The 23,134-nt window shown below is 40.2% G+C and carries 23 protein-coding genes and 1 tRNA gene; 14 read left to right on the top strand and 10 right to left on the bottom strand.

All coding sequences use genetic code 11. The features are described from left to right. Window positions 1-33: 33 nt before the first annotated feature. Window positions 34-495 (top strand): pantetheine-phosphate adenylyltransferase, encoded by a 462-nt coding sequence (gene coaD, locus JWQ34_RS04680; protein ID WP_299354616.1) that lies wholly within the window; start codon window positions 34-36, stop codon window positions 493-495. Here coaD and JWQ34_RS04675 read toward each other — a convergent pair. After that, window positions 464-1,102 carry an NUDIX domain-containing protein gene (locus JWQ34_RS04675; protein WP_299354613.1) on the bottom strand — a complete coding sequence of 213 codons (639 nt, stop codon included), beginning with the start codon at window positions 1,100-1,102 and terminating at the stop codon, window positions 464-466. The genes coaD and JWQ34_RS04675 overlap by 32 nt on opposite strands. Between JWQ34_RS04675 and pyrE the strand changes: the two genes are divergently transcribed. From pyrE to JWQ34_RS04660, 3 genes are all read left to right on the top strand, one after another. Continuing rightward, window positions 1,101-1,754, top strand: coding sequence for an orotate phosphoribosyltransferase (pyrE, locus tag JWQ34_RS04670; RefSeq protein ID WP_299354610.1), 654 nt, complete (start codon window positions 1,101-1,103; stop codon window positions 1,752-1,754). The two genes, JWQ34_RS04675 and pyrE, sit on opposite strands and share 2 nt — an antisense overlap. Before the next feature lie 3 nt (window positions 1,755-1,757). Beyond that, the gene (locus tag JWQ34_RS04665) at window positions 1,758-2,153 is read left to right on the top strand and encodes an SRPBCC family protein (protein WP_299354607.1); all 396 of its coding nucleotides are present in this window, start codon (window positions 1,758-1,760) and stop codon (window positions 2,151-2,153) included. Between the two features lie 91 nt (window positions 2,154-2,244). Continuing rightward, on the top strand, window positions 2,245-3,873 hold the full coding sequence (locus JWQ34_RS04660) for an ABC-F family ATP-binding cassette domain-containing protein (protein WP_299354604.1): 1,629 nt from the start codon (window positions 2,245-2,247) through the stop codon (window positions 3,871-3,873). Between the two features lie 26 nt (window positions 3,874-3,899). Here JWQ34_RS04660 and JWQ34_RS04655 read toward each other — a convergent pair whose 3' ends face one another. Continuing rightward, window positions 3,900-5,339, bottom strand: coding sequence for a family 43 glycosylhydrolase (locus JWQ34_RS04655; RefSeq protein ID WP_299354601.1), 1,440 nt, complete (start codon window positions 5,337-5,339; stop codon window positions 3,900-3,902). Between the two features lie 88 nt (window positions 5,340-5,427). Between JWQ34_RS04655 and JWQ34_RS04650 the strand changes: the two genes are divergently transcribed. Next, window positions 5,428-5,500, top strand: a tRNA-Lys gene (locus tag JWQ34_RS04650). A 662-nt stretch (window positions 5,501-6,162) separates the two neighbouring features. Beyond that, window positions 6,163-7,260, top strand: a complete 1,098-nt coding sequence (locus tag JWQ34_RS04645) for a PAS domain-containing sensor histidine kinase (protein WP_299354598.1) — start codon at window positions 6,163-6,165, stop codon at window positions 7,258-7,260. A gap of 247 nt (window positions 7,261-7,507) precedes the next feature. Here the strand turns inward: JWQ34_RS04645 and JWQ34_RS04640 are convergent, their stop codons facing one another. Both JWQ34_RS04640 and proS read right to left on the bottom strand, forming a co-directional pair. Further along, a complete protein-coding gene (locus JWQ34_RS04640) occupies window positions 7,508-8,647 on the bottom strand; it encodes a cystathionine gamma-synthase (protein ID WP_299354595.1) in 1,140 nt (379 codons plus the stop codon). Window positions 8,648-8,836: 189 nt separating this feature from the next. After that, the gene (gene proS, locus JWQ34_RS04635) at window positions 8,837-10,309 is read right to left on the bottom strand and encodes a proline--tRNA ligase (protein WP_299354592.1); all 1,473 of its coding nucleotides are present in this window, start codon (window positions 10,307-10,309) and stop codon (window positions 8,837-8,839) included. Between the two features lie 132 nt (window positions 10,310-10,441). Here proS and JWQ34_RS04630 point away from each other — a divergent pair, with 132 nt between their 5' ends. From JWQ34_RS04630 to JWQ34_RS04610, 5 genes are all read left to right on the top strand, one after another. Beyond that, window positions 10,442-11,344: a hypothetical protein gene (locus JWQ34_RS04630; RefSeq protein WP_299354589.1), complete on the top strand. Its 903-nt coding sequence runs from the start codon at window positions 10,442-10,444 to the stop codon at window positions 11,342-11,344. Between the two features lie 12 nt (window positions 11,345-11,356). Beyond that, the gene (locus tag JWQ34_RS04625; RefSeq protein ID WP_299354586.1) at window positions 11,357-12,826 is read left to right on the top strand and encodes a hypothetical protein; all 1,470 of its coding nucleotides are present in this window, start codon (window positions 11,357-11,359) and stop codon (window positions 12,824-12,826) included. Window positions 12,827-12,890: 64 nt separating this feature from the next. Next, window positions 12,891-13,643: a DUF4905 domain-containing protein gene (locus JWQ34_RS04620; protein WP_299354583.1), complete on the top strand. Its 753-nt coding sequence runs from the start codon at window positions 12,891-12,893 to the stop codon at window positions 13,641-13,643. A 21-nt stretch (window positions 13,644-13,664) separates the two neighbouring features. After that, window positions 13,665-14,576 carry a LysM peptidoglycan-binding domain-containing protein gene (locus JWQ34_RS04615; RefSeq protein WP_299354580.1) on the top strand — a complete coding sequence of 304 codons (912 nt, stop codon included), beginning with the start codon at window positions 13,665-13,667 and terminating at the stop codon, window positions 14,574-14,576. Continuing rightward, entirely contained in the window at window positions 14,569-15,204 is a 636-nt protein-coding gene (locus JWQ34_RS04610) for a uridine kinase (RefSeq protein ID WP_299354577.1), read from the top strand. The genes JWQ34_RS04615 and JWQ34_RS04610 overlap by 8 nt, the downstream gene beginning before the upstream one ends. On the opposite strand, the gene JWQ34_RS04605 is transcribed toward JWQ34_RS04610, so the two are convergent. From JWQ34_RS04605 to JWQ34_RS04580, 6 genes are all read right to left on the bottom strand, one after another. Then, window positions 15,197-15,856 carry a 3-oxoacid CoA-transferase subunit B gene (locus JWQ34_RS04605; protein WP_299354575.1) on the bottom strand — a complete coding sequence of 220 codons (660 nt, stop codon included), beginning with the start codon at window positions 15,854-15,856 and terminating at the stop codon, window positions 15,197-15,199. The two genes, JWQ34_RS04610 and JWQ34_RS04605, sit on opposite strands and share 8 nt — an antisense overlap. After that, the gene (locus tag JWQ34_RS04600; protein ID WP_299354572.1) at window positions 15,849-16,553 is read right to left on the bottom strand and encodes a CoA transferase subunit A; all 705 of its coding nucleotides are present in this window, start codon (window positions 16,551-16,553) and stop codon (window positions 15,849-15,851) included. The genes JWQ34_RS04605 and JWQ34_RS04600 overlap by 8 nt, the downstream gene beginning before the upstream one ends. 386 nt (window positions 16,554-16,939) lie before the next feature. After that, window positions 16,940-17,851, bottom strand: a complete 912-nt coding sequence (locus JWQ34_RS04595) for a ribonuclease Z (protein ID WP_299354568.1) — start codon at window positions 17,849-17,851, stop codon at window positions 16,940-16,942. A gap of 21 nt (window positions 17,852-17,872) precedes the next feature. Next, window positions 17,873-18,250, bottom strand: a complete 378-nt coding sequence (locus JWQ34_RS04590; RefSeq protein WP_299354566.1) for an STAS domain-containing protein — start codon at window positions 18,248-18,250, stop codon at window positions 17,873-17,875. Between the two features lie 53 nt (window positions 18,251-18,303). Further along, entirely contained in the window at window positions 18,304-19,248 is a 945-nt protein-coding gene (locus JWQ34_RS04585) for a phosphoribosylaminoimidazolesuccinocarboxamide synthase (RefSeq protein ID WP_299354563.1), read from the bottom strand. An 84-nt stretch (window positions 19,249-19,332) separates the two neighbouring features. Further along, window positions 19,333-20,292, bottom strand: coding sequence for a PhoH family protein (locus tag JWQ34_RS04580; RefSeq protein WP_299354560.1), 960 nt, complete (start codon window positions 20,290-20,292; stop codon window positions 19,333-19,335). Window positions 20,293-20,395: 103 nt separating this feature from the next. Here JWQ34_RS04580 and JWQ34_RS04575 point away from each other — a divergent pair, with 103 nt between their 5' ends. From JWQ34_RS04575 to JWQ34_RS04565, 3 genes are read left to right on the top strand one after another with little or no spacing between them, the layout of a single operon-like run. Further along, a complete protein-coding gene (locus JWQ34_RS04575) occupies window positions 20,396-21,181 on the top strand; it encodes an SAM-dependent chlorinase/fluorinase (RefSeq protein ID WP_299354557.1) in 786 nt (261 codons plus the stop codon). Next, window positions 21,178-21,702, top strand: a complete 525-nt coding sequence (locus tag JWQ34_RS04570; protein ID WP_299354554.1) for a hypothetical protein — start codon at window positions 21,178-21,180, stop codon at window positions 21,700-21,702. Before JWQ34_RS04575 ends, JWQ34_RS04570 begins: the two co-directional genes overlap by 4 nt. After that, entirely contained in the window at window positions 21,702-23,093 is a 1,392-nt protein-coding gene (locus JWQ34_RS04565) for an MBL fold metallo-hydrolase (protein WP_299354552.1), read from the top strand. Before JWQ34_RS04570 ends, JWQ34_RS04565 begins: the two co-directional genes overlap by 1 nt. The last annotated feature ends 41 nt before the right edge of the window (window positions 23,094-23,134 follow it).

Raw genomic sequence — 23,134 nt, 5'->3', positions numbered from 1 at the left:
TTAGCTTTATCTTTACGTAAAATACAGCAAATCATGAAAATAGCCCTTTTCCCGGGATCATTTGATCCGGTTACCAAAGCTCATGTTGATATTGTGAAAAGATCGGTAGGCTTGTTTGATAAAGTATATATTGGCATTGGTGCCAACAGTACCAAACCCGGCTTTTTAAGTATTGAAACCCGTGAGAAAATGCTGCGCGCTGTTTTTGATACGGAACCCAAAATACATATAATAGCCTACGAGGGGCTTACTGTTAACTTCTGCAAAAGTATTGGTGCCGCCTACATGATCCGTGGCATTCGTACCGTATCAGATTTTGAATACGAAAAAGCTATCGCCCAAATGAACCACTCTTTAGCGCCCGATATTGAAAGTATATTTATTGTAAGTAAACCGGGTTATTCGTCTATCAGTTCAACCATTGTGCGCGAAATACTGCGTTATAACGGCGATGTAACGCAGTTTATTCCGAAAGAAGCTTTGGCTTTTCTGTAATCAAGTCCATCGCTGCCAGTACATCTAAAATAGATGGGAAGGTATTGGTTAAAATAGCGTCAATGTCATTAGGTTTAAACCAGCGTACATCAGTTATACCTTCTTCTATTTGAGGTTTTAGTTTATTTTGCCCTTTGGCCTTCATTTTATACCAGTGGGTCTTCTTTAAAACCACTTCGTTTTTGTAGATATATACGTGGTAGGTTTTGCATATTTTATCGCCGCGTTTGCTTACTACAATATTGCACTCCTCCTCTACTTCGCGTACGGCGGCCTCCTTAATGGTCTCGCCTTTTTCTATTTTGCCTTTCGGCAGATCCCATTTATCGTTACGATAGATAAACAAAAGATCCTTGTTTTCATTCTTCACCAAACCGCCTGCGGCCTCAATAACATTAACGCTTTGCTTAATTTGTTTCAGGAATGATTTTGCATCCTTACACAATATGTAAAACAGATCATTCTTGTGCGCCAGTATCCAGGTGTAAATTATTTTAAGATCAAATGCCTGGCTATCAATCTTTTGATAATGCTCTGATTTCTTCGGTTCAGATTCTGTTAATAAGATAACCTTTTGGTTAATATAAATTCTGTATTTTTGAGCCATGTTTAATACTACTGAAACCGAACAACAGGTAGCGGAATTTCTGTTGCAAATTAAAGCAATTAAATTACAACCTAATAATCCTTTTACATGGGCTTCTGGTTGGAAATCGCCTATATACTGCGATAATCGTATTACGCTTTCACATCCAACCATACGTACTTATATAAGGCAGCAATTAACCAAGATCATCCAGGAAAAATTTGGATCGGTTGGTTGTATAGCCGGGGTTGCCACCGCGGGTATACCGCAAGGCGCATTAGTAGCGCAAGAGTTAGGCTTGCCATTTATTTATGTTCGAGCCAAACCAAAAGAACATGGTACAGGCAATATGATAGAGGGCGATATACTTACCGGCAAACGTGTTGTTGTTATTGAAGACCTGATATCAACCGGAAAAAGCAGCTTGCAAGCCGTTGCAGCTTTACGCGATGCAGGTTATGATGTAGCTGGTTTAGCCGCCATATTTAGCTATGGATTTGATATAGCAACAGAGAATTTTAAAGCTGCTAATTGTCCATTTATAACGCTATCAAACTATACAGCTTTATTAAACTATGCCGAAGAACATCAATACATATCTCGCAAAGATGTTGACGTATTAAGAGAATGGCGCGAAAGTCCGTCAACCTGGGGCACAGAAACTGCTGAATAAAACATGGCTACTTTTGAAAGTAAAATAAATATAAATAAATCAGTAAGTGATGTATATCAGTTCTTAGCTGATTTTAATAATCATCAACAGCTAATGCCTGATAGTGTGTTGGATTGGACCTCTACTGTAGATGAAGCCAGTTTCAATATCCAAAACATGACTTATCTTTCTCTAAAGATCTCAGGACGTGTTGAAAATAAGGCAATCAACATCATCGCCACCGGCAAACCGCCTTTTGCTGTACAGCTTAAATGGGATCTAGCAGTTAATGGCGACACAACCGCTGTTACCTTCACCATAAATGCCGAGTTAAATATGATGATGAAAATGATGGCATCAGGCCCACTGCAAAAACTAGCAGATCATGAAGTTAATACATTAAAGAAAGTGTTAGCATAATAAGCCAGTACCGTCTTTAATAACTAATCTCTAATCTTTAACCCGCTAATCTTTAAAAATCCTTACCTTTGCGCCAAATTACAGGTGCAGCATGATCTCGGTATCCAATCTATCTTTACGCTACGGTAAGCGTACATTATTTGAAGACGTTAACTTAAAATTTACCCAGGGTAACTGTTATGGCATTATTGGTGCCAACGGTGCGGGTAAATCAACATTCCTTAAAATACTTTCGGGCGAAATTGACCCCACCGGCGGGCAGGTAAGCTTTACCCCCGGCGAACGTATGGCGGTTTTAAGCCAAAATCATTACGCGTTTGATGAATTTACTGTCATTGAAACAGTGATGATGGGACACAAAGAGATGTATGCCATCATGAAAGAAAAGGATGCCATCTACTTAAAAGAAGATTTTAGCGATGCCGATGGCGAACGTGCCGGCGAACTGGAAAACCTTTTTGCCGAAATGGATGGCTGGAACGCAGAAAGCAATGCCGCTACCCTATTAAGTAACTTAGGCATTAAAGAAGAATTTCATTACCAATTAGTTAAAGACTTAGATAACACTCAAAAAGTACGTGTGTTATTAGCACAAGCACTTTTTGGCAACCCCGATATATTGCTATTAGATGAGCCTACCAACGATTTGGATATCCATACCGTTAGCTGGTTAGAAGATTTTCTGGCAAGTTACGAAGCTATTGTATTAGTTGTATCTCACGATAGGCACTTCCTGGATACCGTATGTACGCATGTGGTGGATATCGACTTTGCTAAAATGACTATCTACACTGGTAACTATTCATTCTGGTACGAATCGAGCCAGTTGGCTTTGAAACAACGTTCTGATCAGAATAAAAAGACTGAGGACAGGGTTAAAGAGTTGCAGGAGTTTATCCGCAGGTTTAGCGCGAATGCGTCAAAATCAAAACAAGCTACCAGTCGTAAAAAGGCTTTGGATAAGATCAACCTGGATGAGATCCAACCATCAAACCGTAAATATCCGGGGATTATATTTAACAACCTTGGCCGTGAGGCCGGCGACCAAATCTTACAGATAGAAGGTTTAAGCAAAAAACTAAATGGCGAGACCTTATTTAGCGACATCCGTTTAATGGTTAATAAAGGCGATAAGATCGCGGTGCTATCCAACAACAGTTTAGCCACTACTGCTTTTTACAATATATTAACCGGTCGTGATAAGGATTATAAAGGCGAATTTAAATGGGGCGTAACCATTAACCCTGCCGATATCCCGATGGATAATACAGATTACTTCAAGGGTAAGAACGATAACCTGATCGACTGGTTGCGCGAGTATTCGCCGGGCGAAAAGGATGATCAGTTTATTCGTGGTTTCCTGGGCCGGATGCTATTTTCGGGCGAGGAAGTGTTGAAGAAAAGCAGTGTATTATCAGGTGGCGAAAAAATGCGTTGCATGTTTAGCCGCATGATGCTGCAATCGGCCAATTTGCTGATGTTTGACGAGCCTACCAATCACCTGGACCTGGAATCTATCACTGCCCTAAATAATGGCATGAAGGACTTTAGAGGCACTATCCTGTTCACCTCGCGAGATCATGAGTTGGTGGAGACCGTTGCTAACCGTATTATAGAGCTAACACCAGGGGGTATCATCGATAAACTGATGACGTATGACGAATACATCAACAGCGATGCCGTACAAAAACAAAAAGACGAACTATACGCTATGGCGTAAATCACAAACAAGTATAACAGCCTGACTTAACGGGCCGTTATACTTGTTTGATATAAGAATCCAGGTTCGGCGCTATCCTTTGTCGACCTGTCATATTCTAACCCGAAACATCCCTTTGTTGTAGTTGAGCTTATTGCTATAGTATAGCTTTTACCTGCTGTAATTTTTATTTTTGGATGGATAATCATATTCTTTGGCGACCAGCTCATTTTATCAACTTTGATAGTTGATGAACTTAGCGTTTTGTCGTTGCCTGCCTCTCCTATTTCAATTAGCAGATCAGCATCCGGATAGGTATTTTTAAATGCTGATATACTTACCTCGCTTAATAACCCTGTTTTTGTCGCTTTAAATGTTTGGGTGCGCTTAATACCATTACTAATATCACATCCTGGCGCATAGTTAGTTGGCTTGTTTTTTTTATTTACTGCCGATGGTATGGCTACCGTGTTTTGGCAAACTATCGGGTTAATAGAACCATCAGCAGCAAAACTTAGCGGGGCCCAGTAATAGTTAGCCAGCGACTCATTTTTAGCCGCCTTGTTCCACAAATCACTGCCGAACAGGAATACATCGCCCGACTTTAGTTTGATAGATGATACAAACGATGGCTGCCCGCCACAAGAGTTATCACTGATCTTTATCCCGTCAGACCACGGCCCTAATGGTGACTTAGCCGTACGATATGATGCGCCGGTACCCGAACAATAACCACAATTTGGGTCAGAGTAAACCAGGTAATAAATACCTTTGCGCTTAAACAGTGCAGGCGCTTCAGTACGGGCGGCGGTTACCGCTTGTACAACTTTACCCATGCCGGTTAAGTAATCGGCACTTAATTGCTCTATAGCTATGGCGCCTTTTGCGCGCCAGTCGGTATAGGCCAGGTAGGCGGTGCCGTCATCATCTACAAAAGTGTCATGGTCGCCATTGTTTAGGCCGGCAACAGGGGCGGTGCCATTAACGGCGAGTTTGGGCTGATCTTTTTCTATAAAAGGCCCAACCGGGGTTTTGCTGGTGAATACCCGGTAGCCAACCTGGTTATCATAAACATTGATCCAAAGCACATATAGCTTAGTATTTTTATTGTAGATAACATGCGGACGAAAGCACCCATAAGTATTGCCATTGCAGCGGGTTTGCCATATAGGTGTCGAAGCATCAAACAGCATGCCCTTGTTTGTCCACGTCACCATGTCTTTTGATGAGTAGACCATAAATCCGCAAAATGGCGCGTCTTTATGTCCCCATTCAAAACCACAACCATAACTGGTACCGTACAAATAGTAAACACCATTAAAGTAGGCTATCTCGCCATCGTGCGCGTCAACGGCATCGCCCAGCTTGCTAAACTTGGTTAATTGTTCGCCTTTATTGTTGAAATTATTGATCGATTGCGCTTTCAATAATACGGGGAACAAACAAACCATTGCTAACCATAACTTCATCTGGTGCCTTATCTTCATATTCGGTTTTATTAATTATCCGGGCGGATATGTTTCGGTAAATATAAATTTATTGCGCTATATTTGCCACCCCACGAACAAACAATCAGACTTGGTAGCTCAGCTGGTAGAGCAACTGACTCTTAATCAGTGGGTCGAGGGTTCGAACCCCTCCCAGGTCACGAAAAGCCTTTCAGCGTAAAAGTTGGAAGGCTTTTTTATGACAAGTCAGAGCCATTCTATTCTATGAGTTTGCAGAACCTGAGTTAAGTTATATTTGGCTTCATCCTTTAAAGGGAATGATGCCAAATCAACATTTGAGAAAAATTTTAAACTGACAAAAGCATCACAACTAATCATTGCCGCTCAAGGAAGTTTGTTTTAAACCTCTACAAATAATATCCGTTACCAATTATAATAATTATTATTAGATTGCATTTATGGACTCAACTAAACCTAAAATATGATAATCAGGCAGGTAACTAAAGATGAATATTGGCTGGATAAAACATTAATGTAGGAGAAATAGTTTATCGATATATGGGCGCGACATATAAATGCATTAGAGATACTAGTCCTGCTTTTACGTTGACTCCTAACACGCTTCCATTTTTTCAGCTACCTAAAAATGCTATAAGTCCCGCATCCGAATTGATGGTAGATTAACAATAATCGTAATTATTTGAACTACATTATATGAAACCAAAACTTATTAAAAAACTATATGAGCCTCAAATCAACAGGTTACGGAATTCAAGCAAATGAATTTGTTAATAAAGTAATATCTAAATTTGAAAACATTGACTATGATGATACTCGCCTAACGGTTACTAAATAAACTAAGATGAACGCTGCTAAAGATTTGACCCATTTGCTCTCCAATGAAACATTTGACCTGGATCTTTTTGTTCAATCATCGCCAGATATGATCTGCATTGCCGGATATGATGGTTTTTTCAAAAAGATCAATCCGGCAGTGTCAAAAACATTGGGGTATACCCAAGATGAGTTATTATCAAAACCAATAAATGAATTTGTTTATCTCGAGGACAAAGCTGCCACTAATGAAAGTCGGGAGTCTATCAAAAGATCTGTTCCGCTAATAAATTTCGAAAATCGGTACCTAACAAAATCGGGCGATATTGTATGGCTGTCTTGGACATCTATAGGAATAGAAGAGCAACAGTTAGTATTTGCAATAGCCAAAAACATCACCCACAAAAAACGACTCGAAGAAGATAGAAACCTATTACTTACCAATCTTACAAAAACAAATAACGAACTTAAACAATTGGCCTATACTACTGCACACGATCTCCGGTCACCGGTAAATAGTTTACTTTCTATATTTAGCATAATCGATGAGCAAACCGTTGATAACGAAGAGGTAGTTGAATTATTAAGTATATTAAAAAAATCTACGGAGAATCTTCGCAATACTTTAAACAATTACGTAGATGTGCTAATACAAAAAAAGAGTTTAAATATAGAAGTAAGCGAGGTAAGCTTAACAGAATCTTTTAACACAGTCCAAAGATTGTTACGGTCATTGATAATCGACACTAAAACCGAGATTACTTCAGATTTTAAGAGGGCGGATGTTATAAATTTTAACAAAGCCTATTTAGACAGTATATTCCTCAACCTACTCTCCAATTCAATTAAATACGCAAAGCCTAATACCTATCCTAAAATTTCTTTGCACAGCGAAAAAGTGAATGGAATAGTTAAGTTGATATTTAAAGATGAGGGCCTTGGATTTGATATGGAAAAAGTGCAAGGTCGGATCTTTGGGTTTAACCAAACGTTTCATGATAATAAAGACAGCAAAGGCATCGGCTTGTATTTGGTGCACAATCATTTAACAAGCCTGGGTGGTCATATCGATATTGACAGCCGTATTAATGAAGGTGCTACATTTACAATCACGTTTAAGGCGTAGATAAGGCGAGGAGAATATACATAATCATTACAGCAAAGTTAGGCGTGAATATGGATACATGGCAAGGAGCTATATCCAACATTTTACCTTATAAAGAAGTGGTTTGAGCCAAGCCCAACAATCAGTGGATCGAGGGTTCGAACCACTCCCAAGGTCACGAAAAAGCTTTTCAGTGTAAAGTTGAAAGGATTTTTAAAGTGATTCACAAATATATGAATCACTTTAGCTTTTTACCTATTTACCAAGTTTAAGAAAGTGCCTGTTTCAAATCATCCAGCAAGTCATCTACATCCTCTACTCCTACGCTTAAACGTAACAGGTTATCAACCACGCCCACCTTTTCACGGGCATCTTTAGGTATGGAAGCGTGCGTCATGGTAACCGGGTGATTGATTAGCGACTCTACTCCTCCTAAGGATTCGGCCAACGCAAATACTTTGAATGATGATGCTATTCGGAACGTCTCTTTCAGATCGGCACCTTTCAGAGTAATTGATATCATCCCGCCAAAATCGCGCATTTGTTTTTTGGCGATCTCGTGGTTTGGATGGTCGGTAAAGCCCGGCCAATAGATCTTATCCACCTTAGGGTGCGTTTTCAGGAACTCGGCTATTTTACGGCCATTCTCGCAATGCGCTTTCATACGCAGGTGCAGCGTTTTAATACCGCGTAACACCAAAAAACTATCCATTGGCCCCGGTGTAGCGCCGCACGAGTTATAAATGAACCAAAGGCGTTTATAAAGATCCTCGTCATTTAACATCAAAGCACCCATCACAACATCAGAGTGCCCGCCTATATATTTGGTTACCGAATGCATTACCACATCAGCCCCCAGATCAATAGGATTTTGTAAGTATGGAGAAGCAAAGGTGTTATCAACTACGGTCAACAAACCTTTTTCCTTACCGATTTTAGTTACCGCCGCTATATCCACGATCTGCATAGTTGGATTAGTTGGTGTTTCTATCCAGATCAGCTTAGTATTGGCGTTGGTATACTCACGGATAATATCCGGGTTAGACAAGTCCAGGAAATGAAACTTGATACCATAATTAGCAAATATTTTAGTGAACATACGGTATGAGCCGCCGTACAGGTCATTACCGGTAATTACCTCATCGCCAGGCATCAACAGCTTCATAACAGCATCAGTAGCACCCATTCCGCTTGAAAAGGCTAAGCCAAACTGCGCGTTCTCCAAGGCTGCTAAACAATTCTCTAAAGCCTTACGGGTTGGGTTTGTACCACGCGAGTACTCATACCCCTGGTGATCACCCGGCGATTTTTGCCAGTAGGTAGATGTCTGGTATATCGGTGTCATCACGGCGCCAGTTGATGGATCAGGTTCCTGGCCCGCGTGTATTGCCTTAGTCGCAAATTTCATGGTGATACTTTTTTATTTACAGTTAAAAAAAGCGTCATTGCGAGGAACGAAGCAATCTCTGCACTTGCTAATCAATATGCAGATTGGCTGTCCTATGTAGAGATTGCTTCGTTCCTCGCAATGACGGGCGTGTCAGTAGCACTACCCAATATTTATTCTCTTATTACTCTATCTTCCGTGACATCAGGGCTAATAGGCTCTTGCAAACAAAACCCTCTGGATACTTGGCTTCCCGGTCAAAATACACTTACCCTCTTCCTGCTTATTATCTAAAGGAATACAACGGATAGTAGCTTTGGTTTCGTCTTTTATTTTTTGTTCCGTTTCTGATGTGCCATCCCAATGTGCTAAAAGGAATCCCGGTTTTTCGTCCAGCAGGCGTTTAAACTCTTCGTAAGTGTCAACCTCGGTAGTGTTTTCAGTACGGAAGTTGGCGGCCTTTTGATAGATGTTTGTTTGAATTTCTTCTAACAATGCTTCAATATGTTCAGCAAGCCCTTCCTGGTTAACAGTTTCTTTAGTCTTTGTATCTCTACGGGCCAGTTCAACTGTTCCGTTCTGCATATCGCGGCTGCCTATGGCTACACGCAGTGGTACGCCTTTTAACTCATACTCGGCAAATTTAGCACCGGGGCGATGGGTATCGCGTTTATCAAACTTAACTGATATATCTTTAGCTTTCAGTGTTTTACTTAATTCATTTACATAAGCCGTGATGTTCTCCAATTCTTCATCATGTTTATAAATCGGTACTACAACAACCTGTATAGGTGCCAGTTTTGGTGGCAATACTAGTCCGGCATCATCGGAGTGTGCCATGATCAACGCCCCAATTAAACGGGTTGAAACACCCCATGAGGTGGCCCAAACATAATCCAGTTTGTTTTCTTTATTAGTAAATTTAACATCGAACGCTTTAGCAAAGTTCTGCCCTAAAAAATGCGATGTTCCTGCTTGCAACGCTTTACCATCCTGCATTAACGCTTCAATGCAATAAGTATCTAACGCACCTGCAAAACGCTCGTTAGGGGTTTTGCGACCTTTAACTACAGGTAATGCCAGCCAGTTCTCTACAAAATCAGCATATACTTCCAGCATTTGCTCGGTTTCGGCTATGGCCTCCTCAGATGTCGCGTGGGCGGTATGCCCTTCCTGCCATAAAAACTCACTGGTGCGTAAAAACAACCGGGTACGCATTTCCCAACGCATTACGTTGGCCCATTGGTTAACCAATATGGGCAGGTCGCGGTATGATTGGATCCAACCGCGGTAAGTGTTCCAGATAATAGTTTCTGATGTTGGGCGGATAATTAATTCTTCCTCCAGTTTAGCATCTTCATCAACAATAATATTACCGTTACCATCATTTTTTAAACGGTAATGGGTTACTACAGCACACTCTTTTGCAAAGCCTTCTACGTGGCTGGCTTCTTTAGAGAAAAAGGATTTGGGTATCAGCAGCGGGAAATAAGCGTTGCTGTGGCCAGTGTCTTTAAACATTTTGTCTAACACGGCTTGCATTTTTTCCCAAATAGAATAGCCGTACGGTTTAATGATCATACAACCCCTAACCGGCGAATACTCAGCCATATCGGCTTTTATAACCAAATCGTTATACCATTGCGAATAATCTTCATCTTTACTAATAACGCCTTTGCTCATTTGTATGTGGAATATATTTTGACTGTTTAATTACTTATTATTGTGGTCAAATTTATAAATTTATACGTTATTAGAACGTCAAATTAAACTATCGCTGTAAATAATAGTCTAATTTTCAAAACCAAGCCTAAAATGAAAAGGAACCTGCTACAAGGAATAATTTTGATCAGTGCTATAGCATTGAGTTCCTGCTCTACCTTAAATACAATTTCTAAATCAGAAAATACCGGCGATGATGTTTATTATACCAAAGCCAAAGCAGGTGATGATTATGAATATGTACCCGAATATACCCAACAACCAACCAACACGGTAAGAAACGATGATTACTATTATTATGGTGATTACGAATCGCGCATAAAACGTTTTAGCTATTTCACACCGTTTGATTATGATGACGATTTCTATTACAGCTATACACCTTATAATTATTACAGCCCGCAGCCTACAGTAACAGCTGATGCTAATATAGGATACGCTTACGGCTATGATCCTTATGCTTATGATTTTGGCACCTACTCTGCCTATGACTTTGGTTATGGCGATTATAGCGGCTATGATAATTTTGGCTACGGATTTGCCTATTCAACTTTTATATACGGTGGCGGCGGCAGGACTAGTCATAAAAAATCATATTCTCATAGCAATAACAATGTAGTTGGTTCGGGCGGTTTAACTTTTACAAGGGCAAACGGTGGTTCAAATCGTTCTAATACAAGTAATGGCTCGGGCTTAACTTTCGCGAGAGCCAACGCTAATAGTAATGGTAATGGCGCTGCCTATTCCGGTAGCCGTCCGGGAGGTACTAACGCGGTTTATCCTGGCCGTCCCGGCGCAAACTCAGTAACAACAGTTCCTACAAATACTACTACACGTTACATACGTCCGCAAAGCGAAAATCCAAGGCCGGTAATTCAACAACCTACTATGGAGCGCGCGTCTCCTCCGGCCCAATCCACCAGCAGTTCATCAAACAGCAGCTCAAGCGGTTCAAGCAATAGCAGCGGCGGCGGTGGCAGACCTGTTAGGCCATAACCTATATCACTTATGAAATTTAAATATATACTATCCGTAATTGCTTTTGTAGCAGTTAGCAACAGCAGCTTTGCCCAATACGCAAAGGATGCCGTACGTTATTCAACTTTCCAAACCGGATCTACATCGCGCATAAAAGCAATTGGTAATGCAGGTACAGCTATAGGCGGAGATCTGACATCTATAAGCGGCAATCCAGCCGGTTTAGGTTATTTTACCCGATCTGAGGTTAGTTTTACGCCCGAGTTTGATGGCTCGAATAACAATTCGGCTTATTTGGGTCAATCAGGTACCGCAACTAAAAGTAATCTTAATTTAAGTAATGTCGCTATTGTGTTTTATTCGAGATTAAACACACCAAGCGGGCAAGATAAAACTAAAGGATGGGTAAGTATAAATTGGGGTGGAAGCTATAATCGTACAAATAATTTTTATGAAGGTATTCAGTACGGTGCTAAAAACAATACGAACTCTGTAAATGATTATTATGCCAGCCTGGCAAATTCATTTGGTGTAGATAATGGTGGTTTGCAGGCCTGGGCTTATGATCAAAAATTGATAAGCCCATATGGTACTGCATCTAATTATACCTACAGCAGTAATTCTTTGCCGGGTGTACAACAAAATAATACTATTAACCGTACAGGCGGACAAAGCGCCATCGATTTTTCCGTAGGGGCAAATTATAGCAATAAGTTATACCTGGGTTTTGGGTTTGGAATTACAGATCTGCGATATAAATACACTAATAACTTTAATGAAACAGGCTCTGTTACCGTAACAGAAAATATCTTACCGGTTACCAGGGGCTTCAATTCTACTTATTCAAGATTCCAGGATACGAAAGGTGAAGGATTGAACGCAAGATTTGGTATCATATATAAATTATTAGAAAGTGTACGGATAGGCGCAACTATTACCACACCAACGTTCTTAACTGTTGACGATACTTACAGCGAGGGCCTTACCAATAACCTAAGCAATGGTAATAAATACTCAAATGGACCTACAGACTATCCTTTAACTTATACCATGCGCACGCCATTTAAAGCAGCGGGTGGATTATCCATATTTTTAGGGCAATATGGTTTTATAACCGGCGATGTAGAATATATTGATTACAGCACCACCCACATGGATAGTAATGACAACTATACCAATACCTATGATAATGGTATAATAAAAAGCACTTACAAATCGGCTATTAACGCCCATGCCGGTGCCGAAATTAAACTGGGCAGCGTTGCTTTACGCGGTGGTTTAGGTATACAGGGCAGTCCTTTAAAAACAAACGGCGTAGCTACAAAAACTGTTACAGGTGGTTTAGGTTATCGTATCGGTAGTTATTATATTGATGCTACTTATGTACATTTAACTAACTCGCAAAGCATATTACCTTATGATATTGGTACCACCAGCCCTACAGCCAATGTAAACGGCACCAATAATAATTTCTTTTTAACTATCGGATATAGGTATTAATAAAGGACACCACATAGGTAGGCGCTTCTGCTATTATTGAATTTAATAGCATATTTATACCCTTATGACTATGCTATTACCATTTATTAATGAGCAGCTAACCGGCGTGATCTGGCGCATGGAAATTGACAGTTTAAGTGATACGCTTTTCCTTGAAATACGTACGACAGATAAGCAGGTTTCATTCACCTCTTTAGATCTAACAAGCGGCCAACCCAATTTCACAAACTATATCACGCCCGACAGGTGGTTAACCGGGATAGAAGCTGCTTATAACGATGTACTGTTATTGCATAACTACCAATCAGAAAACACACCAGTACATAAAGGTGTTATGGCCGTTAATACTAAAGGCGAAGTGATATGGAGTAATTATACTTACGCGTTTGATCATTTGTCAGTAAACGGCCCTATCTTATATAATATCCAGCTACAGCCTAAAAAATTATTTTTGGTTGATGTGGAAACAGGTTTGACCGTAAGATCATTTGAGCAAACCATTGATACAGAGATTGAAAATTATGTGACTGCTCCGCAAATTTTGCAGGCATCCCATTTAAATCAATCCTTACCTGTAGAGCCTTACGGAAACATTGTACATTCCCTTGATTACAATAATTTCAGAATTGTATCTTTGCACTCTTTCGTATCGGGACAACTTCAACAACATTTATATATTATGGATAGAAGCGGTCTTGTTTATGAAGATTTATTAAATGCTGATATACAAAAAATGCAGCCCGAGTCGTTTATCTTGTATAAAAACTCGCTCATTTATATTAAAAACAAATCAGGATTGAGGGTTTTAAACCTATAAATTACTGACTAATAAATTATTATGAAATTAAGAACTTTGTTATTCCTAACTCCCCTACTAACAATTTCTACCTCACTTTTTGCTAAAACCTTATTAACCGATTCTGTCGGGATTGAAAACCTGGATGGTAAAAAGGTAATTCTGCATAAACTTGACCCAAAAGATAACTACTACTCTATAGGCCGCAGATATAACGTAAAGCCCGGCGATATCATAAAATTTAATAATAACGCTCCTCTAAAAATTGGCAACATTATTAAAGTACCTACCGACAGATCGTTCGTTGAAGCGTCAAAGCCTGCTGTTGTGCAACAAAAAACGGTGGTTACACCTCCTGTCGTAACGCAACAATCACCAGAACAACAACCTGCTGCACCGGCAAACACCAGTGGTTCAACACAACAATACAAAGTATCGGCCGGAGAAACGCTGTATTCTATAGCCAAACGCTTTAACTCGACAGTTGAGGATATTACTAAGTTAAATGGTTTAACCTCGACTACCGTAACTCCCGGGCAAGTTATACAAGTAAAATCTGGCACGGCTGATGTACCTGCAGTTGTACGCCCTGTTGCCAAACGCGACTCTACAACCTATATGACCAGCCAGGATAGCGCCGACAGTAAACTAAATGCCAACCGTTATGGTTTGTTTGAGAAAAGCGAAAAAGGCGTAGCCACCTGGATAGATGATGCCAGCCTTGATCCTAATAAAAAATTGGTATTGCACCGTACTGCTCCAATTGGGACGGTTATAAAAATAACCAACCCCATGACCAGTAAAACTACTTTTGCCAAGGTTGTTGGCCGTTTTACAGAGAGCGAAGCTACCAGGGATGTTATATTAATCATGACAAAAAATGTTGCCGAATCTATAGGTGCTTTAGATAAACGCATCCACGTAAATATAAGCTACGGTAGCCCAAATGAATAAACCTTACATTGTAGGTATTGCCGGCGGTAGTGGCTCTGGGAAGACGTTTTTTTTAAATCGATTTTTAGATCATTTTTCGCCGGATGAGGTTTGTTTGCTATCGCAGGATGATTATTATATCCCTGTAGCACATAACATGACTCCTGAAGAAAATAAGCTCTATAACTTCGATCTTCCGCGTACGATTGATTATGAGCAGTTTGAGCATGATGTAACCAAACTGCTAAACCGCGAGGTTATCTACAAAAAAGAATACACGTTTAACAACCCTAATATCGTCCCAAAAATACTGGAGATAAAGCCTGCACCAATTATTATTGTTGAGGGATTATTCATTCTACACTTTAAAGGCATCGCAGATTTGTTCGATATGAAGATATTTGTAGATGCTAATGAAGACGTAGCTCTACAACGCCGCCTAAAGCGCGATCTGCTGGAACGCGGCTATTCGCACGATGATGTGATGTATAAATGGATTAACCACGTTGTGCCGGCTTATAAAGAGTTCTTGCTGCCTTATAAAGACGGCTGCCATAAATTGGTAGTGAATAACACCCATACCGCTGATGGTATACAGGCGGTTACTGACGAAATATCCAGAGATTTGAGAGAAAAGGTATTTAGTTAATATCCATTTCAGGTATATCACCTTCAATAATTAACCTTCCTGATGTAGCATTTTTTATTTCTTCGATGCTTACCCCGGGTGCGCGTTCCAGCAATTTGAAGCCGCCGCCGGGTAGTACATCCAACACCGCTAGTTCGGTAACGATTTTTTTAACGCAGTTGATACCTGTTAACGGTAAGGTACATCGCGGCAATAGCTTTGACTCGCCGGCTTTGTTTACGTGCTGCATAGCTACTATGATATTTTCTGCCGATGCTACCAAATCCATCGCTCCTCCCATTCCTTTAACCATTTTGCCGGGAATCTTCCAACTAGCTATATCGCCGTTTTCTGCAACTTCCATGGCACCTAATATGGTTAAGTTTACCTTACGAGCCCGTATCATCCCAAAGCTCATTGCCGAATCAAATATAGCCGAGCCCGGCAGCGTGGTTATGGTTTGCTTACCTGCGTTTATAATATCAGCGTCTTCCTCGCCCTCAAACGGGAAAGGCCCCATACCCAGTAAACCGTTTTCAGATTGTAATACAACATCCATATCCTCAGGGATATAATTAGCTATCAGCGTAGGTATGCCTATTCCTAAGTTTACATAGTAACCGTCTTTTATTTCTTTGGCGATGCGTTTCGCTATTCCTGTTTTATCAAGCATCCTGTCTTTTTCTTACTGTACGTTGTTCAATGCGTTTTTCGTAATTGGTACCCTTAAATATTCTATGCACATATATACCAGGTGTATGTATATGGTCAGGGTTTAGTTCGCCAGGCTCTACCAGTTCTTCTACCTCGGCAATAGTGATCTTGCCGGCCATTGCCATAACCGGGTTAAAATTGCGCGCGGTTGACCGGTATACCAAATTCCCCATGCTGTCCCCCTTCCAGGCTTTTACTATGGCGTAGTCGGCGTCAAAGGCCAATTCCATCAGGTAGTCTTTACCGTTAAAGTTGCGTACTTCTTTGCCTATGGCTACTTCGGTACCAATACCTGCCGGAGTGAATATTGCGGGCATACCATATCCTGCTGCCATGCAGCGTGTAGCAAGTGTGCCTTGTGGTATAAGTTCAACTTCCAGTTCGCCACTTAGCAGCTGGCGCTCAAACTCGGCATTCTCGCCTACGTAGGATGAGATCATTTTCTTAACCTGGCGCTGCCTTAACAGCAGGCCTATACCAAAATCATCAACACCGGCATTGTTGGATATGCAGGTAAGGTCCTTCACCCCTTTTTTAACCAGGGCGGCAATGCAATTTTCGGGCAGGCCGCATAAGCCAAAACCACCCAGCATCAAGGTCATGCCATCCGCTATATCATGGATAGCCTCATCGGCATTATTAAAAACTTTATTCATTGATTGGTATTGGTATTAGTAAAATTACTAAAATCATCAGCAGCCTGAAACAATAACTTATGTCTTATTAGGCGGTAATTTTACCCTGTTTACATAACGATAAAACCGTGTAAGTGTTTCACAAAATAGTGAATCACTTTGAATCACTTGAATCACTTTTTGCTTGCAACATACTGTAAATAAGTTATTTATAAAAAATGAGTAAATCACCCTGAATCAGTACCAAAACTTGAGGTCGACATAATTAGCTTATTGTAAATTAGCAAATTATGTAATTTTTATAAAATTTAAAAATTCTGAGTGAATCACTTTTGTGAATCACCTGAAATGAGAAATATGTTATAAAATATTAAATTTAGTTTTAAAAACTTCGATTTCTCTACTTGTTAAATTACAAACGTCTTTCCCTCTATCGCCAAAGCAGTATTCGGGAACACACTTTGCGCCTCTTCCAGCAACTCATCCAAACTCTTATAACGGGCCGAGAAATGGCCTATAAGTAATTTTTTAGCATTTACTTGTACGGCTATTTCAGCAGCTTGCAGGGCTGTGGTATGATGGGTTTCGTTAGCCCTGTCCAGCATATTATGCAGGAAAGTAGCCTCATGGTAAAGCAGATCAACATTGCTTATTTGCTTAAAGTATTGCGGATTAAACAATGTATCAGAGCAATAGACATAAGTTTTTGGCGCGTCCGAATCTGTGGTAAGCGTATCGTTCTTATAAATCTTACCTTTTGGATTTGTATAGTCGGCTCCTTTTTTTAAGGAAGTGTATAATTCTATAGGCACCCCTATTCGCTCCAGTTCGTCTTTTAATAATTTACGTAGTCTTTTCTTTTCTCTGAATAAAAAACCTGTACAAGCTATACGATGGTCAAGGGGGATAGTTTCTATCGTTACATCGTCATTAACAACAATTACTTGTGATTGGGTAGCATCGGTTGCAAAAAAATCAATTTCGTATTGCAGTGTAGTTTCAGAGTATTTAAACTGCAGGTCGATAATTTCCATCAGTTGCGGTGGGCCAAATAATTTCAAGGTTTTTTTTCTCCCGTTTAAATGCAGGGATGACAATAACCCGATCAAGCCCAGGTAATGATCACCATGTAGGTGGCTGATGAAGATATGATCTATACGGCTGGCCCTTATATCAAAACGAAGCATTTGCTGTTGCGTACCTTCGCCACAATCAACCAAATAAAGGCGCTCATTAATATTAAGCACCTGCGATGTAGGATTTCGATTATAAATAGGAGTTGCAGAACTACTTCCGAGAATTGTTACCTCAAATTTCATGTCAGGTAAACAATGTAAGTATTATCTTGCTTCTTTTTTTAATTCTTTTTCTATCTCTTCCATAAAAATAAGGTCAATGCCTTCTTCTGATTTTGAGACGATAGTTAAAACGGTTTCTAACTGCGAGATAGTAATTAAACGTGAAACAGCATCATTTAAACCTGTTAAGATAAATGAGCCACCTGCATTTTTGCATAAACGATGGCCAACCAATAAGCTGCTTAGACCCGATGAGTCGGCAAATTTTATCTGAGACAGATCCAGAATTATATTTCTCTGCCCTTCGGTATTAATCAATATTAACTCTGACTTTAATTGCGGGGTGATCAGTGAGTTCAGTTTTGATTCATTGAGCTTCAGCAAAATATATTTCTCGTGTTTATCAACAGTAAACTTCATTTCTTTATTTCTGTAATTTAGTGCTAATATAATACATTATTCACAAATAAAAATCACAATGATGTTAATGCATTTTTAATTGCAGCTTCAACCCTGTCTAAAATATTTATTCCTCCAGGTTTTACAAAGGCTTCGCCGGTAATTTGTTCGTAAAGTTCAATGTACCGTTCTGATATAGATTCCACCTTCTCCGGCGTCATTTCCGGCACTACCTGCCCATCTTTACCCTGGAAGTTATTTTCTATCAGCCACCGCCTTACAAACTCTTTAGACAGCTGCTTTTGAGGCTCATTGCTTGCCTGCCTTTCGGTATATCCCTCGCTATAAAAATAGCGTGATGAATCGGGCGTATGTATCTCGTCTATTAAAAATATTTTGCCATCAGCTTTGCCAAACTCGTATTTGGTATCAACTAAAATCAAACCTTGTTTGGCTGCAATTTCGGTACCACGGGCGAATAAGGCTTTGGTATATTGCTCTAATTGCTCATAATCCTCAACTGATACGATACCTTGTCTTAATATTTCTTCTTTTGATATATCCTCGTCATGCCCCACAGCAGCTTTAGTTGTCGGGGTGATGACAGGCTCGGGCAGTTTATCGTTTTCTTTTAGTCCTTCGGGTAAGCTAACACCGCAAACCTGGCGTTTGCCGGCAGCGTATTCGCGCGCGGCGTGGCCCGCTAAATAGCCGCGTATTACCATTTCTACTTTAAACGGCTCGCAAATGCGGCCAATGGTAACGCTTGGGTCGGGCACGCTCACTACCCAGTTTGGTACAATATCGGCAGTTGCTTTTAAAAATTTGGCTGCTATCTGGTTCAGTACTTGTCCTTTATATGGGATAGGTTCAGGCAATACAACATCAAATGCCGATATCCTGTCGCTTACCACCATTACCAGGTATTTATCAGCTATAGTATAAACATCCCTTACCTTGCCTTTATAAAAACTGGTTTGATTAGGGAAATTAAAATGGGTTTCTTTTAGTGCAATCATTTAGTTGTGAGTTTTGAGTGATGAGTTGTGAGTTTCTAAGCTCGCGAGAAATTACTCACCACTCATCACTCACTACTCAACACTCTACTGAATATCTCCGTAAGCTTCTAAGATCTTTCTTACCAGTTTGTGCCTTACTACGTCTTCGCCGCTTAGGTAAACTATTTCTATGCCTTTAATATCGGTTAATATACGCAGGGCGGTATGTAAGCCTGATTGTTGTTTTTTAGGCAGATCTATCTGTGTAACATCGCCCGTAACAATAAACTTAGCTGATGGGCCCATACGTGTTAAAAACATTTTTAACTGCATATCGGTAGCGTTTTGCGCCTCATCTAATATCACAAAGCAATTATCTAAGGTACGGCCACGCATAAATGCAAGTGGTGCAATTTCTATGGTACGATTCTCCAGATACAATTTAAGTTTTTCAGCCGGGATCATATCATCCAGGGCATCATACAATGGGCGTAAATATGGGTCGATCTTTTCTTTCAGGTCACCCGGTAAAAAACCCAGGTTCTCCCCTGCTTCAACAGCCGGTCGTGTAAGGATGATACGTTTTATTTCTTTATTCTTTAACGCTCTTACCGCTAATGCAACAGCAGTATAAGTTTTACCGGTACCGGCAGGGCCTATGGCAAATAGGATGTCGCTTTTGTTTATACAATCAACCATTTTGTGTTGGTTGGCTGTACGGGCCTTAACCATAACACCGTTAGGGCCAAAAACAATAACCTCGCCGCTGGCAAATTTATCAGTAGTCGGATCGTTTGTAGCGTTTATATCAACCTTTGAACCCAGCACTCTTTCCAGGTCGGTTATGTTCAAATTTTCAAACTTCTCTATGTGTTGTATCAGGTGGTTAAATTTTTCTTCAAAAATTACTAATTCCCGTTCATCGCCCAGCACTTTTACCTCGCTGCCGCGTGCAACAATTTTAAGTTTTGGATATTGTTTTTTAATGATCTCGAAGTGATCATTGTTGGGGCCCCATAAAACAGCGGGGTTAATATTTTCAATTGATATTTTGAGCTCGTTCAATAGTAATTTTGATTATTTTGTTGCCGATTTTTATGAATTAAAAATTGAATATTTGCAGCGTCTAAAGCTTGTACAAGATTAGTAATAAATATTTGAAAAATTAATGGCAATAATAACTTTAACTACTGATTTGGGCGATAAAGACATTTATCAAGCCGCCCTTAAAGGAAGCATATTAAAATTGCTGCCGACAGTAAATATTGTTGATATTACCAACAGCGTTGCCGCTTACAATGTACAACAAGCAGCGTTCATTTTAAAAAATAGTTTTCATTATTTTCCGGACGATACGGTGCACCTTATTGGTATTGATACCGTATATAGCGATCATACCAAATATCTGGCTGTTCAATACAATAATCACTATTTTGTTGGTGCCGATAACGGTATTTTCTCGTTGATGTTTAACCATGATCCGCAGGAAATGGTAGAAATAAACATTATGCAGGATTTAAAATTTCTGCACTTCCCCCTGGCGGATATATTTGTGAAAACTGCCTGCCACCTGGCAAAAGGCGGCAAACTAACAGAAATTGGCATACCGGTAACCGGGGTCGAAAACAAAATGAACCTGCAACCTGTGATCGAAAAGAATTTAATTAAAGGCGCCGTAATTTATATTGACTCTTTCCAAAATGTAATTACTAATATTACCAAGGAGTTTTTTAACAAGGTGCAGCAAGGCCGCCAGTTTACTTTGTATTTTAAACGTAATGAAACTATTAATCATCTAAGCTGGCATTATAGCGAGGTGCCCGAAGGCGAAAAACTTTGCCTGTTTGGTATAAGCGACCACTTAGAGATAGCTATAAATAAAGGCAACGCCAGCGGCTTATTAGGCTTAAATTTGGGCGATAGCGTAATAATTGATTTTGACTATACCGCATGAAAAAAATAATACTATTTGGCTTAATGTGCTTTTTGTTTGCCGGTGCATTTGCACAGTCAAATTCAGATTCGCTGACTTACCAGGTACAGCGAAACAAAATTAACAGCATGCTGGCAGTCCGCAGTCAGAAATTTGGTCAGTATGACCAAAGCCTGAGCGAGCATACCGGCATTTTTGGTTTTCAAACTAAAAAGGATATCCGCCGCAGTAATGATATACTAATGGACATTGTTAAAACGGATAACGAAATTTACCAACAGCTTAAAATATTATTAGCGTACCGCACGTTTCAACAAAGCCAGGTTTTGGACAAATCAAAAGAAACCGAAAATACTGCTCTGGAATCTATGTACACCATAAACAAGTTACAGAATCAGCTGGAGAAAATAAAAAAAGAACAAGAAGAGAATATCAGGCTACAGGATAAAGCATCGCTTAACTTTAAGATCATTGTTTTTATACTGGTTGGAATAATTCTATTCCTGCTAAGGAACCAGATACGCCGCAAAGAAAAAGCTTAATGAAATTAACTATACACGGTGCTGCCCGGCAAGTTACGGGTAGTATGCATTTGCTTGAGATAGGCCAATACAAAATACTAATAGACTGCGGGCTCGATTACGAAAAGGACCGTAGCACACAATCAAACGAAGATTTTCCGTTTAGCCCTGCCGATATAGACGTGTTGGTGTTAACACACGCGCATATAGACCACTCGGGTAACATCCCTACGCTGGTACGCTTAGGATTTAACGGCCAAATACTATCAACCCCTCCTACTGCCGACCTTACCGAGCTTTTATTGCTTGACTCGGTAAATATATTCATAAACAAGGCCCATAAAAGCCGTAAGCATGGTAAAGGTAAGTTTGGTACTAACGCTCAGCCATTATACCTGCAAAAGCACGTAATGGACGCTATGGACAGGTTTGTTACTATCGGCTTTAATAAACCATTTAGAATTACGGGCGATATTGAATTAACTTTTATCCCGGTTGGACATTTGTTGGGCGCGGCGGCAGCAGTATTTAAGGTAAACGATAACGGCACCGAAAAGTCAATTGCTTTTACCGGCGATATAGGCCGTAAAAACTACCCGGTGTTGGATGACCCGCAACCGCTACCCTCTGTCGATTTTATAGTAACTGAGTCTACGTACGGTGGCAGGATGCATACAACCGGCAAAAGCGTTGAAGAAACTTTAATTGAACATATTGATAAATGCTGTATTAAAGAGCAGGGACGTATGATTATCCCGGCGTTTAGTATCGGACGTACGCAATCATTAGTTTACTCGCTTAATAAAATATTTAGCAGCGGTTTATTGCCGCCGGTTAAGGTTTTTGTGGATAGCCCGATGGCCAGCATGGCTACCGGTATCTTCCGTAAATATCATGACCTGGTAAACAAAGAGGCGCAGGACTTTTATATGTCGCAGGGCGATGAGTTTGAATTTGATAACCTGACGTATGTGGAGACTTTAAAAGATAGCCGCCAGATCTCCAATTATTTTGAGCCTTGTATTATCATCTCATCAGCAGGAATGCTGGAGGGCGGACGCATACAGGATCACTTGTTTTATAATATCCAGAATTACTATTGTACCATATTATTTATAGGCTACTGTGCTAAAGGAACGTTAGGACATCGTTTATTGCGCGGCGATTCGATAGTACACATCAAGGACCGCGATCTGGCCGTATATGCCACTATTAAACAAACAGACGTACTAAGTGCCCACGGCGACCATGCCGACCTTGTAGACAACATTAAACATCAAGATAAGGCCCAATTGAAAGGCATCTACCTTGTACACGGCGAAGAAAGCAGTATGCAGGCATTGGCTGATAGTTTAGAAGCAGAAGGTTACCCGGTTATAATTCCTGAAAAAGGGGTGAGTTATTTGTTGTAGCAATTTATTTATTGTCTCTGTTAAAATACTTTTCACGGCAG

Origin of the sequence: Mucilaginibacter sp. (genome assembly GCF_028288185.1) — a bacterium.
Lineage (GTDB): Bacteria > Bacteroidota > Bacteroidia > Sphingobacteriales > Sphingobacteriaceae > Mucilaginibacter.
This window is presented reverse-complemented; position numbering and strand designations above follow the sequence as displayed.